Genomic DNA, 14,750 nt, shown 5'->3' with positions numbered 1-14,750 from the left:
ATGGAATATGCCATATCTGTAGAAAACCTTACCAAGAAATTTGACAGCTTTACGGCAGTAGACGGGATAAGTTTTTCCATTCCAAAGGGCAGTATCTTTGGATTTCTGGGGCCCAACGGCTCCGGGAAGTCAACCACCATCCGCATGCTCTGCGGTGTCCTCCACCCCACCTCCGGCAAGGCCCTCGTAATGGGAAAGGACGTAACCAGGGAAACCGAGGCCGTAAGACAGAGCCTGGGATATATGAGCCAGCGCTTCAGCCTGTACGAAGATCTTACGGTTGAAGAAAATCTGAACTTTTATGCAGGTGTATATGGCTTATCGGGAAAGGTTACCTCGCAGAGGAAAAAGGAACTTATTGAGATGGCAAATCTCACGGGTAAGGAGAGAAGCCTTGCCGGAACATTGTCAGGAGGCTGGAAGCAGCGGTTGGCCCTGGGCTGTGCGCTGATTCACAAGCCTGAACTGCTGATACTGGATGAGCCTACCGCAGGTGTTGATCCGGTATCCAGAAGAGTCTTCTGGGAAATAATACATTCCCTTGCCAGACAAGGCATTACCGTTCTCGTAACCACCCACTACATGGACGAAGCAGAAAGCTGCAGCCAGGTGGGCTTCATACTTAACGGCAGGCTTATGGACATCGCTTCGCCCCGGGAGCTCATTGAAAAAGAAGGAGCAAAAAATCTGGAGGATATTTTCATAAAACAAGTTGAAAAAGCAGAAGGCAGCAGGCTTGCCGGCAGGTTTGAACAGCTTGGGTTTCTGAGAGGAGATGACCGGCATGATTAAGAACAGGCATGGCTTTAGCTTTAAGAGGTTTTGGTCCATAATAAAAAAGGAATTCATCCAGATGAAGAGAGACCCTATCAGTTTAAAACTTCCCTTTATTATGCCTGTGGTTATGATGCTGCTTTTCGGCTATGCGGTAAATACCGAAGTGGACAAAATTCCCACTGCGGTTTATGACCTGAGCAGCTCGGAGGAAAGCCGCAGCTTCCTTGAGCAGTTCACCGGGTCGGATTACTTTGTGATATATGAAAACGTCCAATCGGAAGAAAGGCTGGAGGAGCTGATAAAAAGCGGCAGGGCAAAAGCCGGGCTTGTAATACCCGGTGACTATTCCCATAAAATAAAAAACGGTGACAATGCCCAACTGCAGTTGATAATTGACGGCACGGAGCCCACTACGGCCCGGACCGCCCTTGCCAGCGGGCAGCTCATAGCAGGGGGCTTCTCTCAAAAATACACCTCCCAGGGGCTCCTGAAATACGGAATAACCCCCGAAAAGCTGGCTGGTCTGACCTTGAAAACCGCTGTATGGTATAATCCTGATATGGAGAGCTCAAAATTTACCATTCCCGGCCTTGTAGGGCTCATTCTTCAGAATATTACCATAATGCTCACTGCCTTTGCCCTTGTCAGGGAAAAGGAGCGGAGCACCATCGAGCAGTTGATAGTAACTCCCATAAAGCCTTCGGAACTCATATTGGGAAAACTTATCCCCTATATAGTAGTGGGTTATTCGGGCTTTTTATTCTCACTGGCCATATGTGTATGGTTTTTTAAGATTCCTGTGTCCGGTTCTCTGGGCCTGCTGCTATTATTGGGTTTCCTTTTTGTTTACTGTTCCCTTTCAATAGGTATGCTTATATCCACCTTTGCAAAGAATCAACTCCAGGCGATGATAGTCATGGTGTTCGTGCTTCTTCCAAGTATCCTGCTTTCCGGCTTTATATTTCCAAGAGAGGCAATGCCTGCAGCTATAGGCTATATAGGGTATTTCATTCCCCTGACCTATTTTCTTGACATTATCCGCGGCATCACTTTAAAGGGTGTGGGACTGGATTATCTCTGGCAGGATGCCCTGGCACTTCTCAGCTTCACAATAGTAATCCTGTTCATAGCTACAAAACGGTTCAGAAAAAGCCTAGACTAGACTTTGGTTTATGTGTGGACGGTTATATGATAAAATAAGATAAAAAGCTCAGGAGTCTTTAATATGACTAAAAAGCAGCCTATGGGCATAAAATGGACTATAGCGCTCTTACTTGTAACAGGTATGATTTTTACCTGCTTCACCTTTGCCGGTGCAGCTCCGACTGCGGTAAAAAAATCAGACCTGGTACTTGTAGAGGATTACAGCAAGGACTTTGTCATTGATATGAAATATGCCACTTATGAAAACTTTGTAGGCAAGACCCTCTATCCCTCTCCCACCTGTGTGCTGACAAAGGGCACTCTGGATAAGCTTATTAAAGCCAATAACCTGGTAAGGAAGCAGGGCTGTTCCATAAAAATATGGGATGCCTACAGGCCGCTCAGTGTTCAGAAAATAATGTGGGAGGCAACTCCCGATAAAAATTATGTGGCGAATCCCTACCGCTCGGGTTCGAAGCATAACAGGGGAGCTGCCGTGGATGTTACTCTGGTGGACAAAAACGGAAAGGAACTCCGGATGCCCACCGGATTTGACAATTTTACAGTGAAGGCCGCCCCCGGCTATAAGGGAATGAGTGCAGAGCAAAGGAAAAACCTTGACATCTTGTCAAAAGCAATGACAGCCTCCGGGTTTAAGCCCCTCAGCACCGAATGGTGGCATTTCGAGGATACTGATTTTAACAGCTATAAAATACAGGACGTACCTTTAAGCAGGTTTGACAAGACCAATTATATTTTGAGCCATAAGACCATTTCCGGTCTGAAATTTCAAAAAGACAGCCCCGTCTCCCAGTTGGTGGTGGCAACCTCCCTGACAGGCAATTCCTCCAATGTGGTAATCAGTACATATGAGAAAAAACAAGACCTGTGGGTAAATGTACATAAAAATATTGCCGGGTATATCGGCCAGAAGGGCTTTGCGGCAAACAAGACCGAAGGAGACAGGAAAACCCCTGTAGGGGCCTACGCTATCGGCACCTGCTTTGGAAAAAGTGCAAATGTTGCCACAGGTCTTTCCTTCTACAAATATGATTCAAAGGATGTATGGGTGGACGACCCGGCTTCACCGTACTATAACACCCACCAGAGAGAACCCTCCAACGGGCGCTGGAAATCTGCAGAAAATTTCAGCAGTATGAAAAACGGAGTATACGATATATTCTTTAATATTGGCTATAATTCTGATAGGGTAAAAAACAAAGGCAGTGCCATCTTCTTCCACATTGTGAATCCGGCTGCGGAAATCAAGTATACCGCCGGCTGTGTGGCTGCAGACAGAAAAGATGTATTGGCTATAGTGAAATGGCTCAACAGGGATAAGTCTCCCATGATTCTGTTAGGACCTCTTTCAGACATTGTAAAATATTGATTGTATATTTTTACATTTAATTCTATAATTTATGGTAACCGAAGGAATGGGGAGGCCCAATCAGCCCTGAAATATTAAAATCATAAGTATAAGAGGTATATATGGATAACAATACGAATTTTGTTTTTATTAAGAGTAAATTTTTCAAATATGGCTGTTATCTGCTGCTGGTGCTGCTTATAATATTCATGTTCGGGAAAATCGACTTCTTTTTCTCACCCATTTTAAGCTTCATTTATTCCATCATTTTCCCCCTTCTTTTCGGAGGCTTGCTGTTTTATATTCTGAGACCTCTTGTAAAGCTGCTGGAAAAGGGTAAAATACCCCATATCTGGTCAATAGCCCTGGCCTTTATCATTGTATTGTCGGCCATAATACTGTTTACCTCCTACACAGGTTCACTTGTAAAAACACAGTTTTCAGAATTCTACCAAAGCCTCCCAAGCCTGTACCAGAAGGCTGAAAATACGGTCAACAATCTGCTCAACAGTGAATTGTTCGGGTATTTCGACCTATCACAGCTTCAGAGGCCGGACATTGCAAGCAAGCTTTCGGAATTTGCCCAGAGCCTGATACAAAGCGCAGGTAAGGGCACTATTAACTTTATCGGTGCAATAACCAATGTAGGTTCAATTATTATAATACTTCCCATCATACTTTTTTACTTTCTTAAGGACGACAGCAAATTCATGCCCAGTGTGGTAAGATTCGCTCCCGCCTCACATAAGTCCAACCTGAGAAAGATTTTATCCGATATAGATTACGTCCTGTCAAATTATATTGCCGGCCAGCTTCTGGTAGCTTTTTTCATTGGACTGCTCATGTATATCGGCTACCTGATTATAGGCCTTAAGTACTCACTGATTCTGGCCATATTTGCAATGATAACCTGTATTATCCCGTTCTTCGGGCCCTGGCTGGGAATAATCCCGGCAATACTGCTTTCTCTGGCAGATAATCCGTTTATGGCGGTTAAAATCTTTATAGTAATGATAGTAGTACAGCAGATAGACAATAATTTCATATCACCCCAGGTTATGAAGAAAAGCATGGATATCCATCCCCTTACGGTAATACTGCTGTTAATGGGCATTATACCCATACTGGGCTTTATAGGTCTCATAATCGTTATCCCTCTGTACTCTGCCATAAAGATTACCATAAAAAACATTGTTGAAATGTACTATCCAAAATACGCAATGACCCTGGAGCTGGACAAGACAAACGCTCCGGAAAAACAGAAAAAACAGTGGAAATTTGATTTCACCAAGAAAAAGTAAAGCTAATTTTGTAAACACAATCTATTTTTCAAAGTCAATATTGAGCCTGACCACCTCGGACTGGCTGCCGATTCTCACAGTAGGCCCCCAGGTGCCATAGCCGCAGGAAACCACCAGATTGAAGCTGCCGTCCTTGAAATACCCGTAATCTTCTTCAAACATCAGATTGGTAACAAGATTTGCAGGGAAAAATTGACCCCCATGAGTATGTCCCGACAACTGCAAATCAACTCCTGCCTTTCTGGGTTCCGAGAGTCCGGAGGGCTGATGGTCAAGAACTATGACCGGCAGGCTGGTATCGGCATCCTTCAGCATTTCTGACAGGTCTGCCCTGTTATAGCCGAATCGTCTGCCATCCATATCTTCTCTTCCGAGCAGGTAGAAGCTGTCGGCTATTTTGACCTTTTTGTCCCTCAGAACGGTTACTCCCGCTGCTTCCATAAGCTCTGTTATTTCGTCCATAGCATCGGCATAATGTTCATGGTTTCCCATAACAGCATAAGTGCCGTATTTGGATTTTATCCCCTCAAGTTCCTTAAGCATATTCTGGTTTTTTACAGGTTTTACCGAACCGTCAAACAGGTCTCCGGCAATAACCACCAAATCGGGCTCCATGCTGTTGATCATCTCCACTGCGGTTCTAAGCCTGTCCCTTCCAATAATCTCGCCCAGGTGTATATCCGAAATCATGGCACATTTGAGACTCTTTAAATTCCCTGCCTTTTTATCTATGGCAATGGTATATTCCTTTACCCTAGGCACCATTGCATTATAGGTTCCCACCGCCAGAAGTATGGCAACAGCGGCAATAACGCAAAATGCCATAAACCAGGTATTGTTCCTTATTACAGCGGGCAAGGCGTTCAGCCTCCGTGCAAGGAAACCGAATATGTCAAAAATAATTACAAAACCCAGCAGATAGACAAACCCGGCAATCCAGTATCCGCCTACAGTGCTGAAAAACCTGGCAGGCCCCTCCGGCAGATTGTTTCTGCCTGCCATGCCTATAATATAAGCTGACGCCAGGAAAATTACAATCAGCCAGTATGCAATTTTGTTTATGGGTATTTGAGCGTTTATGCTGTGGAAACCTCTGATGCCGATGTAATAGACCAACAATCCGTAAATAATTAAAAATACTGAAATGAAAGCAAATTGCATTATGTAACCCCTTTTACTCATAATTTTTCCTTTTCCTAATGTAATAATTACCTTGTTTATCAGACTTGATTCACACTATTTAAAAAAAGTATAACATAAGAATATATAAAATGACACCCGGGCCATTAACTAATGCAGTGCTCCCGCCCGGGTGCCGTTCAATCAAGGAGGATTCCCTTAATCCGTATAATATGTAGCTATTTTGCAGCTATCTCATGGCAGCTTTCCTGTTTTTCTGACCTGCTCCGGCTTTAAAGCCGCTTTTGTCGCCGGTGCCGTTTCCTCCTTTACTCATCTGAGCCTTCAGCTCTTCAACAGTTATTCCTTTCTTTTCTGCCAGCTCCTTAAGGCGTTTCTCCTTTTCGTCTTCCAGCTTTGCCTTTGCGTCATTGTAAGCCTTTGTTATAGCATCCGCCTGGGCCTGTGTAAGTGTTCCGGCCTCAACCAGACCTCCCAGTGCACTTTCCAGTGTCACCGCTTTTCCTTTGGAAGGCTTCATTGCATTTCGGACGGCTTTTTGCTGTTCAGCGGTAATTGCCCCCGCTGTAACAAGCTCGGAAAGAACGCTGTTACAGGTATTTATGCCGTTGCCTTTCTTTTCTGCCCTGTCTGTAAGGCGCTTCTCCTTTTCGGCCTCCAGCTTTGCCTTTGCGTCATCATAAGCCTTTGCTGCAGCATCCGCCTGGGCCTGTGTAAGCGTTCCGGCTGCCACCAGCTTTTCCAGGGCCTCCCTGGCAGTTATTCCCGATTTTTTTATAGACTTTAAAGCTGTCTGGACAGCTTTTTGCTGTTCGGTTGTTATTGTTCCCGATGTAACCAGTCCCGACAGCAAACCTATATTTCCACCCCTCTCCATACCTTTAAGCTTCTGCACTTTCAAAATGCCGTCCTTGTTCGTACCGGGTGTATAAGCCCTATTGCCGGCTGCAAATGCAAAACTCGTAGAGGTAACCAAAATTGCCAGGCTGACACCCAAACTGATAATTTTTTTTGCTTTCTTCACTCAACCACTCCTTTAGCTTGTAAAATTCTGGAATACTACTGAAATCCTCCGCAAAACCAAACTGCCTTTTCTGAACAAAGATAAAAGTATATCCCATAAGAAAAATATAACCTTGGAATATGTTGTTACTGTGAGATATTTATGAATAAACTTTGAATAGGGAATTATATTTTTGTTACATTGATTTTTTATTATTATCCGGTACTCATTTGAATATATTATAAGGAGTCGTCCAATTTAATTTTAAATTCCCGGCATAGTAAAATCAGGCATCATAATAAACATTGATCGGGGGGCATATGAAAATATTAACAAAGCGCATACTTATCATTTCAATAATACTGCTGGCATTTTTTATAGCTGCAATCTGTCTCAGAGTGGGCAATCAGGAAAGCTCCCATAATAATTACGTTCTAGGCGGTCTACTTATGGCCGAGCAGCCTGCTGTAAATATTGACCCGGCAGCCACAGGCCTGTCCAGACAAACCATACAGGTAATGAACAAAAGAATGTCCGACCTGAATGAGACATATTTCAGGCCTTCAAGCCTCAAATCCCTCAACAGCAACTTTATGGATCATGACACCTTCATGTCCAGTTTCAAAGCTGAAAGTGTCCCTGCAAAACTGATGGATTCCCCGGAAGCTTCAGTTATTAATTATTTCAGCGTGCTTCAGCAGGCTTCCAATCTGACAGAGGAGAAAAATGGCGGCTGCGGAACAGTGGGTTATGGGCTTGAGCCCTTTCCAATAGCCTATTCCTTTCTCTCTGAAAACAATAAAAAGTCCATGAGCTATGATGAATTTGTTCAATCCTTTGAAGGGATAGGGCATATTAACCTGATTAAGTTGCTTCCTATGGCTGCACCTTCCCAAGACATGAGCAAGTTCTTCCTTGAGCTTGAGATACTGGAGGGCAGCAGCGTCGGAGTGACCACCTTCAATTACTATACAGGCGAGCTGGATGTTATAAAGGTTAACGGCTTGTATTACGTAGATTCTCTCACCCTCTCCCCCGAGGATTTCTTCTGCGCCGCGTACCATGGCTGGGCTCACAACGCTGAATCCTATGTGGAAACTGTTTACGGCAACTGGTGCGGCCTTATAATGAGGCAATATGCTCCTGAACAGGATGAATACAGAAAAAAGATAATTATTGACGGTGTGGATGAAAGAAAATATATGTTTGAATTTGCAAAGCTTACAAATGGAACCGATTTGTTGATTAATACGTCGGTTAAGAACAAATCAAAATGGGTTCCCGTTCAGATTGATGTGGAAAAATATCTGGATAAGGGCAAAATACAGTAGCCCCGGTTCAAAGACCGCGCCCTGTCCTTCAACCTTCAAAGGCAGGTTGCAGACAAAAAACAGCCCCGTGACAGGCTTGAAGTCAAAGACTGCAAACCTCTGTCACGGGGCTGTGATGTACCTGTGCAAATCAAACCTTCAGGCTGTTGTATACTTTTCTTGCATATTCCCTGGCACATTTTACATCATTTTCATCAGGCCTGTTCCTGTTAAAGAAGATAAAGTTTTTTCCCTTGCAGGAAAAAGCTTCCTCTACCACATTTATGCCCTTTTCCCTCAACATGCTCTTAACCGTTGCAATAGCCTTTCCTTCGGCAGTTCCTCCGCCGCTGGTCCCAAAAACCGCAGCATTCTTAACCCGGTTGGTGTTCAGGGTTCTGATGAATTCAACCATCTTTGAATCGGGCTTTCCCGCGTATTCACCGGTGCCTATAAACAGCAGGCTTACATTTTCAGGAGGATACGCCGGCGGTATCTGTTCCGACTTCAAAACCTCCTCAAGCTCATCTGCTATGGCCTCGGCAATTTTCTTCGTATTTCCGCCCTTACTGTAGTACAATACCCAAGTCTTCATTTTCTTTTACTCCATTCTGCATTTTTTATATGCTATATAAAGTTTCAAAAACAATAGCTGTTATTTCTGGCTCTGCTGCCTGATATACTTGTCCATGGCCTCGGCAGCCTTTTTACCCGCACCCATTGCAAGAATAACGGTAGCCGCACCTGTTACAGCATCTCCACCGGCATATACTCCGCCCTTGCTGGTTGCTCCTGTCTCTTCCTCCACAATTATTCCTCCCCAGGACTGCACATCCAGGCCCGGTGTTGTCGAGGCAATGAGGGGGTTTGGAGACTGACCTATGGCAATGATAACTGTTTCCAGCTCCACTACATGCTCCGAGCCCTTCTTTTCAACAGGTCTTCTTCTTCCTGACTTGTCGGGCTCTCCCAATTCCATTTCAACGCACTCCATGCCCTTTACCCAGCCATCCTCCGTTCCGAGAATTTGCTTTGGATTGGTGAGGACCTTCAGAATAATCCCCTCCTCCTTTGCATGGTGTACCTCTTCAAGTCTGGCAGGCATCTCGGCTTCCGAACGGCGGTATATGATGTATACGTTTTCCGCACCCAGACGTTTCGCACTTCTGGCTGCATCCATTGCAACATTGCCTCCGCCCACAACAGCCACATTTTTTCCTACAAATACCGGAGTGTCGGTGTTTGGGAATTTATAGGCACTCATAAGATTTATTCTTGTAAGGAATTCATTTGCAGAATAAACACCGTTCAGGTTCTCCCCGGGAATTCCCATAAAGCTTGGCAAACCCGCGCCTGAACCTATAAATACGGCTTTAAAGCCCTCTTCCCTGAGATCATCTATGGAAAGCACCTTGCCGATAACCATGTTTGTCTGTATATCAACTCCAAGAGTCCTGACTGTCTGAATCTCCTTCTGAACAAGTGCCTTTGGAAGACGGAATTCAGGAATTCCATACATCAGAACGCCTCCCGGAACATGAAAGGCTTCAAAAATTGTGACCTCATAGCCCAATTTTGCCAAATCTCCCGCACAGGTAAGTCCTGAAGGGCCTGAACCCACAACAGCAACCTTGATGCCGTTGCTCTCGGGCTTTTCTTCCTGACTGCTGCAGTTAGCCATATACCAGTCTGCTACAAAGCGCTCCAAACGGCCTATTCCCACAGATTCACCCTTTTTCGCCCTGACGCACAACTGCTCGCATTGTGTCTCCTGGGGACAGACTCTTCCGCATACGGCAGGCAAGCTGTTTGTTTCTCTGATTTTTAAATAAGCCTCCTCAAATTTGCCTTCGGCTACCAACTGTATAAATTCAGGTATTTTTACGTTTACGGGACAGCCTGCCACACAGGGCTTGTGCTTGCAGTTCAGGCATCTTTGGGCCTCTTCCGCAGCCATAGCCTCATCGTAGCCCAGTGCAACCTCCTGAAAATTCTTGTTTCTTATATCAGGATTCTGTTCAGGCATTTTAACTTTATTTAAAGCCATATTAGGCATTGGTCACACCTCCAAGTTTGCATACATGTATTTCTGTAGATTGGTTCTCATGTTTTTTGTACATTCCCTGTCTTCTCATTGCTTCGTCGAAATCCACCTCATGCCCGTCAAAATCCGGCCCGTCAACACAGGCAAATTTTGTCTTTCCGCCCACCGTAAGCCTGCAGCCGCCGCACATGCCGGTTCCGTCTATCATTATAGGATTCATGCTGACCAATGTCTTTATTCCGTATTCCCTTGTCATATTACTAACGGCTCTCATCATTACCAGAGGGCCTATTGCTATTACAAGATCATATTTGTTGCCCTCTTCGATCAACTGCTTAAGGACATTTGTTACAAAGCCCTTGTTTCCGTTTGATCCGTCATCTGTGGCAACAATAAGCTTATGGCTTACAGCTTCCATTTCCTTTTCCAGGATAATAAGCTCCCTGTTCCTGAAGCCTGTTATGGAATGCACCTCCGCGCCCAGGCCATGAAGCTTTTTAGCCTGAGGATAGGCAATCGCGGTTCCAAGACCGCCTCCGATAACTGCTACCTTCTTATAGCCTTCCAGATGTGACGCCACTCCCAAAGGTCCGACAAAATCCAGCAAAGTCTGACCTTCATTCATTTCAGCCAGAACACGGGTTGTCTTTCCTACTATCTGGAATATAATGGTGACCGTACCCTTTTCTCTGTCATAATCCGCTATAGTCAGAGGAATTCTTTCTCCGGCTTCATCTATCCTGAAGATAATAAATTGTCCAGGTTCTGCTTTTCGGGCAATATATGGCGCCTCAATATCCATAAGTACAACAGAAGGATTTAGTATGGCTTTTCTAACTATCTTGTACATAAGTAACCCCCATTTTGTGTCAGATGTTAATTGACCTCATTATGAACATTATACTCTATCTGCATCAAATTATCAAACGTGGTATCAGCCGGGTTTGACAGAATTGCTTCAAGTACTTCCTGCTCTGTCATTACCTTGATTACTCTCATATCCTCGTCCAGCACATTGATGATATGAAACCTGTCTATGTAGTCCAAAGCCTTGATTACCTCCGACAATTTCATATGTTTCAATGCAACTATCTCACGTACAGGATAAATACCTTTTCTAATAACCCTGGATTTTCTGAAAAGTAGGCTTTTAATATTCATAAAGGCTGTCTCCTCCCTGCTTGTGCCCATGCACATAAAAAAGTATACGCCGATAACCATAAGATTCACACCGCTTCTGGAATAAAATAATCCTGCAAGCCCCGCTGCTATGATTGCAGCGGAGAGTAACACCGAGACATGCTTCAATACCTTGCCTGTCCTTAAGATGCCAAGCCTTGCTGCAAGCAGCTCCTGTATGATTTTTCCGCCGTCCAAAGGAAGTATCGGAATGAGGTTGAAGCCTCCAAGGTAGAGATTTGTATATAATCCTGCAAGAAAAAACCCTCTGGGGTCACAGATATTGTATAAAAGAAAAAAGATAAGGGCCAATAGGAAGCTGGTGCACGGTCCGGCAGTATACACGGCTATCCTTTGCCTCCCGGTGCAGTCTGCCATATTGATTCCGGCATTTAAACCTACGGGCAGAAGCCTGATATTGCATACCTGTGCCCCCAGCAGCGACCCCACGGTCAAATGCCCTGCCTCATGTACAAATATGAAAAAAAGGGTCTGGATATATTCCCTGAAATACCCCGTCAGAGCCGCTGCCCCGGCAAATACCAAAATCAGCAGGTTGAATGTGACATTCAGCCTGCCGAAATTCCTGCTTATTGATAATGATATACGCGCCATAACCTCACCTGAAAAATTTACTATTTAACCTATTGTGCTAATTAAAAATGTGGTAACAGTCAGAAAAATACTACTCACTCCCGGAACTTGCAAACTTGTCTCTTAAAGACTTTATCTAACCAGCACTACAGGTTAATTTGACCTATTGTACCAGTCTGGCTGTTTGTCACTGATTCAACAGGTTAAGCAGTTTTTCAGGATCCACAGCCTTGTCATCCTTCCATATCTCAAAGTGCAGTGCTCCGGACAGACCTTCGGTGTCCCCCACCTTTGCAACCACATCTCCCTGCTTGACCTTTTGTCCTTTTTGTGCCACAAGAATTGAACAATGGGCATATACCGTATACAACCCGTCATTGTGCTTCACTTTTACATAATTATCATATTCGGGGCTGGAGCCCACTTCCGTCACCTCCCCGTCAAGGGCGGCCTTGATGGAGGTGCCCATATTGGCTCTTATGTCAATACCACTGTGGAAAGCGGTTTTCCCGCTCAAAGGGTCGGTTCTTATGCCAAAGGGTGATTCAATTTCACCCTTTATGGGAGTTACGAAGGAATACTTGTCTGCAATTGCCTTTATCTGGCTTTCTTCCAAAACAGGAACCTCCGTTATTGCCTTCAGGGTATCGTCTATGGAACTGCTGCCGGTAGAAAACCCCGAGCTTAAGTCTGAACTGTTCTCACCCTCACCGCTGACAGGCTCCCCCTTCAGACCGGCAGCCTTATTTTCAATGCGGCCCTCATTTGCTGCCTTGTCCAAGCTGCCCTGTCCGCCGCCCTGTACCGTTTGAGCCAGTCCCCCTGCGGCATCCCCGGTTTGGGCATCTGTATCGGGTAGCTGTCCTGCCGAACCGGTCAACCCGGAGGAATTTCTTTCGGGCAGCCTGACTCCCAGTGCTGTTGCCGCACCCGTCAGATATTTTCCGGCATCAAAATTTTGTGTTGTTATTACCTTTACCCGGGAAACAAAATAGCTGGTTGCAGGCGTATCTGCTGCCTTGCATAGGGCATATACAGACAGGAACACCACTACCGCAAGCATTTTTACCGCAAAAAAAGTAGACATCATTTCAGTTTCATTTGATCTTTTCCTGTTTCTTGGAGTACTTGTCTGCCGTGAATACTTAGGCCTTACAATCATTTCATCCATACTTTATCACCTGCATTCTTGTCCTATTTGACATGCTTTATTAAATTATATTTTGCTGCCGGATAAAATATTACAGGACAATACGGCTAACAGGCTCACAATCTGACGTGAAGTACCCGTATAACTGCATAAAAAAGCCCGGGAATTTACCCGGGCCTGATAATTACAGCCATGTGCAGCATGTATGTTTTTATTTGTTTACCGCAGCAAATCTCTCCATGCAAGGTCTTCACGCTCCAGACCTTTTACAAGAACTTCCGCAGTGGCGATATTGGTAGCGTAAGGTATGTTGTTGGCATCACAGTGCTTGAACAGCAGGAATGTGTCTGTGTCGTTCTCTTTATTGGGATCTCTGAAATATATCAGCAAATCTATTTCATCACATGCAATTCTTGCTCCAAGCTGTTGAGCTCCAAGGCTCCCATAAGCCAGCAGATTAATATTCAGTCCTGTAGCCTTGTTTATAACAATACCTGTGGAACGGGTTGCAATAAGATGATGTCCCTGCAAAATATTCTTATAGGCAATACAAAAACTGGACATTAATTCTTTTTTATTATCATGAGCTATAAATGCAATATTCATGGTTAAAAATCACATACCTTTAAATTTATTTACCTGCATTTTTTACATTTTTAATAGGTATATTCGCTACTAATGCTGGAACTATTCTGTCGCTCTCGTCGCTTTTCGTTCTGGTAAGCTGGATATCAAGTGCACTTTCATCAATTTCCATATAATGCTGTATGACCTTTATAATCTCTCCCTTTACCATTTCCAGAAACTCAGGAGAAACATTGGCCCTATCATGTATCAACACCAACTGCAATCTTTCCTTGGCCACATCCTTCGATGGCTTAGATCTGCCAAAGATCTTTGAAAAATCAATCAGCATACCCTATTCCTCCTTATGTAGTCTTAAAACCCAACATTTTTTTAAATTTATTGAAAAATCCGTCATCTGTCTCAAGATTGAGTATGGGAACCTCTTCTCCCTGAATTCTTCTTGTAACATTTCTGTAGGCTTGTCCTGCCAGGGATTTGTCATCATTTACAGCAGGCTCTCCTCTGTTTGTTGATATAACTATTTTTTCATCATCAGGAACAACTCCTATGAGGTCTATAGCCAGTATATCTATTATATCTTCAATACTCATCATATCTCCGCGTTTGACCATGTCCACCCTTACCCTGTTTATCAGGAGTTGGGGATTTCTCAGTTCATTTGCTTCCAGAAGCCCTACTATACGGTCTGCATCTCTTACCGCCGAAACCTCGGGAGTAGTGACAACAATTGCTCTGCCGGCGCCTGCTATGGCATTTTTGAAGCCCTGTTCTATACCTGCCGGGCAATCAATTATTATGTAATCAAATTCTGCTTTTAATTCATTTACCAGATTTATCATCTGCTCTGGAGTTACTGCCGACTTATCCCTTGTCTGGGCTGCGGGAAGAAGAAATAGCCCCTCGTACCTTTTATCCTTGATCAATGCCTGCTTTACACGGCACACACCTTCTACAACATCAACAAGATCGTATACTATTCTGTTTTCCAGGCCCATAACAACGTCGAGATTCCGAAGTCCTATATCAGTGTCGATCAGTACAACCTTCTGACCTGCCAGCGCCAGACCTGTACCAATATTGGCTGTTGTTGTGGTTTTCCCAACGCCGCCTTTCCCAGATGTAATTACAATTACCTCGCCCATACAGCTTGCC

Annotated in this window: 15 protein-coding genes; 5 read left to right on the top strand and 10 right to left on the bottom strand. The window is 44.4% G+C overall.

Annotated elements, in window-relative coordinates:
* From CLHUN_RS16865 to CLHUN_RS16850, 4 genes are all read left to right on the top strand, one after another.
* On the top strand, positions 1-792 hold the full coding sequence (locus CLHUN_RS16865; RefSeq protein ID WP_080065805.1) for an ABC transporter ATP-binding protein: 792 nt from the start codon (positions 1-3) through the stop codon (positions 790-792).
* Positions 785-1,939, top strand: coding sequence for an ABC transporter permease (locus CLHUN_RS16860; protein ID WP_080065804.1), 1,155 nt, complete (start codon positions 785-787; stop codon positions 1,937-1,939). The genes CLHUN_RS16865 and CLHUN_RS16860 overlap by 8 nt, the downstream gene beginning before the upstream one ends.
* A 63-nt stretch (positions 1,940-2,002) precedes the next feature.
* Positions 2,003-3,310 carry a M15 family metallopeptidase gene (locus CLHUN_RS16855; RefSeq protein WP_080065803.1) on the top strand — a complete coding sequence of 436 codons (1,308 nt, stop codon included), beginning with the start codon at positions 2,003-2,005 and terminating at the stop codon, positions 3,308-3,310.
* A gap of 101 nt (positions 3,311-3,411) precedes the next feature.
* On the top strand, positions 3,412-4,590 hold the full coding sequence (locus tag CLHUN_RS16850; RefSeq protein WP_080065802.1) for an AI-2E family transporter: 1,179 nt from the start codon (positions 3,412-3,414) through the stop codon (positions 4,588-4,590).
* A 21-nt stretch (positions 4,591-4,611) separates the two neighbouring features.
* Here the strand turns inward: CLHUN_RS16850 and CLHUN_RS16845 are convergent, their stop codons facing one another.
* Positions 4,612-5,751 carry a metallophosphoesterase gene (locus tag CLHUN_RS16845; protein WP_080065801.1) on the bottom strand — a complete coding sequence of 380 codons (1,140 nt, stop codon included), beginning with the start codon at positions 5,749-5,751 and terminating at the stop codon, positions 4,612-4,614.
* A 208-nt stretch (positions 5,752-5,959) separates the two neighbouring features.
* Positions 5,960-6,754: a hypothetical protein gene (locus CLHUN_RS16840; protein ID WP_207559179.1), complete on the bottom strand. Its 795-nt coding sequence runs from the start codon at positions 6,752-6,754 to the stop codon at positions 5,960-5,962.
* Positions 6,755-7,053: 299 nt separating this feature from the next.
* Between CLHUN_RS16840 and CLHUN_RS16835 the strand changes: the two genes are divergently transcribed.
* Positions 7,054-8,064, top strand: coding sequence for a hypothetical protein (locus CLHUN_RS16835; protein ID WP_080065800.1), 1,011 nt, complete (start codon positions 7,054-7,056; stop codon positions 8,062-8,064).
* Positions 8,065-8,194: 130 nt separating this feature from the next.
* Here the strand turns inward: CLHUN_RS16835 and CLHUN_RS16830 are convergent, their stop codons facing one another.
* From CLHUN_RS16830 to minD, 8 genes are all read right to left on the bottom strand, one after another.
* Positions 8,195-8,638 (bottom strand): flavodoxin family protein, encoded by a 444-nt coding sequence (locus CLHUN_RS16830; protein ID WP_080065799.1) that lies wholly within the window; start codon positions 8,636-8,638, stop codon positions 8,195-8,197.
* A gap of 60 nt (positions 8,639-8,698) precedes the next feature.
* Positions 8,699-10,099: an NADPH-dependent glutamate synthase gene (gltA, locus tag CLHUN_RS16825; protein WP_080065798.1), complete on the bottom strand. Its 1,401-nt coding sequence runs from the start codon at positions 10,097-10,099 to the stop codon at positions 8,699-8,701.
* Complete coding sequence (locus CLHUN_RS16820) at positions 10,092-10,937, bottom strand: sulfide/dihydroorotate dehydrogenase-like FAD/NAD-binding protein (RefSeq protein ID WP_080065797.1); 846 nt, start codon at positions 10,935-10,937, stop codon at positions 10,092-10,094. Before CLHUN_RS16820 ends, gltA begins: the two co-directional genes overlap by 8 nt.
* A gap of 26 nt (positions 10,938-10,963) precedes the next feature.
* Positions 10,964-11,881: a M50 family metallopeptidase gene (locus CLHUN_RS16815; protein WP_080065796.1), complete on the bottom strand. Its 918-nt coding sequence runs from the start codon at positions 11,879-11,881 to the stop codon at positions 10,964-10,966.
* A 166-nt stretch (positions 11,882-12,047) separates the two neighbouring features.
* Positions 12,048-13,031 carry a M23 family metallopeptidase gene (locus tag CLHUN_RS16810; protein ID WP_080065795.1) on the bottom strand — a complete coding sequence of 328 codons (984 nt, stop codon included), beginning with the start codon at positions 13,029-13,031 and terminating at the stop codon, positions 12,048-12,050.
* Positions 13,032-13,229: 198 nt separating this feature from the next.
* Positions 13,230-13,616 (bottom strand): methylglyoxal synthase, encoded by a 387-nt coding sequence (locus CLHUN_RS16805; RefSeq protein ID WP_080065794.1) that lies wholly within the window; start codon positions 13,614-13,616, stop codon positions 13,230-13,232.
* Between the two features lie 25 nt (positions 13,617-13,641).
* Positions 13,642-13,926, bottom strand: coding sequence for a cell division topological specificity factor MinE (gene minE, locus CLHUN_RS16800; RefSeq protein ID WP_080065793.1), 285 nt, complete (start codon positions 13,924-13,926; stop codon positions 13,642-13,644).
* A 13-nt stretch (positions 13,927-13,939) separates the two neighbouring features.
* Positions 13,940-14,740, bottom strand: a complete 801-nt coding sequence (minD, locus tag CLHUN_RS16795; RefSeq protein WP_080065792.1) for a septum site-determining protein MinD — start codon at positions 14,738-14,740, stop codon at positions 13,940-13,942.
* Positions 14,741-14,750 lie beyond the last annotated feature (10 nt).

The sequence above is a fragment of the Ruminiclostridium hungatei genome, from assembly GCF_002051585.1.
GTDB classification, from domain to species: Bacteria; Bacillota; Clostridia; order Acetivibrionales; family DSM-1351; genus Ruminiclostridium; species Ruminiclostridium hungatei.
The sequence above is the reverse complement of the archived record's forward strand: the minus strand, read 5'-3'. Positions and strand labels throughout refer to the sequence as shown.

Excerpts from the sequence above, each read along its gene's own strand:
- CLHUN_RS16865 (WP_080065805.1), top strand. The coding sequence starts at position 1 with ATGGAATATGCCATATCTGTAGAAAACCTTACCAAGAAATTTGACAGC.
- CLHUN_RS16860 (WP_080065804.1), top strand. The coding sequence starts at position 785 with ATGATTAAGAACAGGCATGGCTTTAGCTTTAAGAGGTTTTGGTCCATA.
- CLHUN_RS16855 (WP_080065803.1), top strand. The coding sequence starts at position 2,003 with ATGACTAAAAAGCAGCCTATGGGCATAAAATGGACTATAGCGCTCTTA.
- CLHUN_RS16850 (WP_080065802.1), top strand. The coding sequence starts at position 3,412 with ATGGATAACAATACGAATTTTGTTTTTATTAAGAGTAAATTTTTCAAA.
- CLHUN_RS16845 (WP_080065801.1), bottom strand. The coding sequence starts at position 5,751 with ATGCAATTTGCTTTCATTTCAGTATTTTTAATTATTTACGGATTGTTG.
- CLHUN_RS16835 (WP_080065800.1), top strand. The coding sequence starts at position 7,054 with ATGAAAATATTAACAAAGCGCATACTTATCATTTCAATAATACTGCTG.
- CLHUN_RS16830 (WP_080065799.1), bottom strand. The coding sequence starts at position 8,638 with ATGAAGACTTGGGTATTGTACTACAGTAAGGGCGGAAATACGAAGAAA.
- gltA (WP_080065798.1), bottom strand. The coding sequence starts at position 10,099 with ATGCCTAATATGGCTTTAAATAAAGTTAAAATGCCTGAACAGAATCCT.
- CLHUN_RS16820 (WP_080065797.1), bottom strand. The coding sequence starts at position 10,937 with ATGTACAAGATAGTTAGAAAAGCCATACTAAATCCTTCTGTTGTACTT.
- CLHUN_RS16815 (WP_080065796.1), bottom strand. The coding sequence starts at position 11,881 with ATGGCGCGTATATCATTATCAATAAGCAGGAATTTCGGCAGGCTGAAT.
- CLHUN_RS16810 (WP_080065795.1), bottom strand. The coding sequence starts at position 13,031 with ATGGATGAAATGATTGTAAGGCCTAAGTATTCACGGCAGACAAGTACT.
- CLHUN_RS16805 (WP_080065794.1), bottom strand. The coding sequence starts at position 13,616 with ATGAATATTGCATTTATAGCTCATGATAATAAAAAAGAATTAATGTCC.
- minE (WP_080065793.1), bottom strand. The coding sequence starts at position 13,926 with ATGCTGATTGATTTTTCAAAGATCTTTGGCAGATCTAAGCCATCGAAG.
- minD (WP_080065792.1), bottom strand. The coding sequence starts at position 14,740 with ATGGGCGAGGTAATTGTAATTACATCTGGGAAAGGCGGCGTTGGGAAA.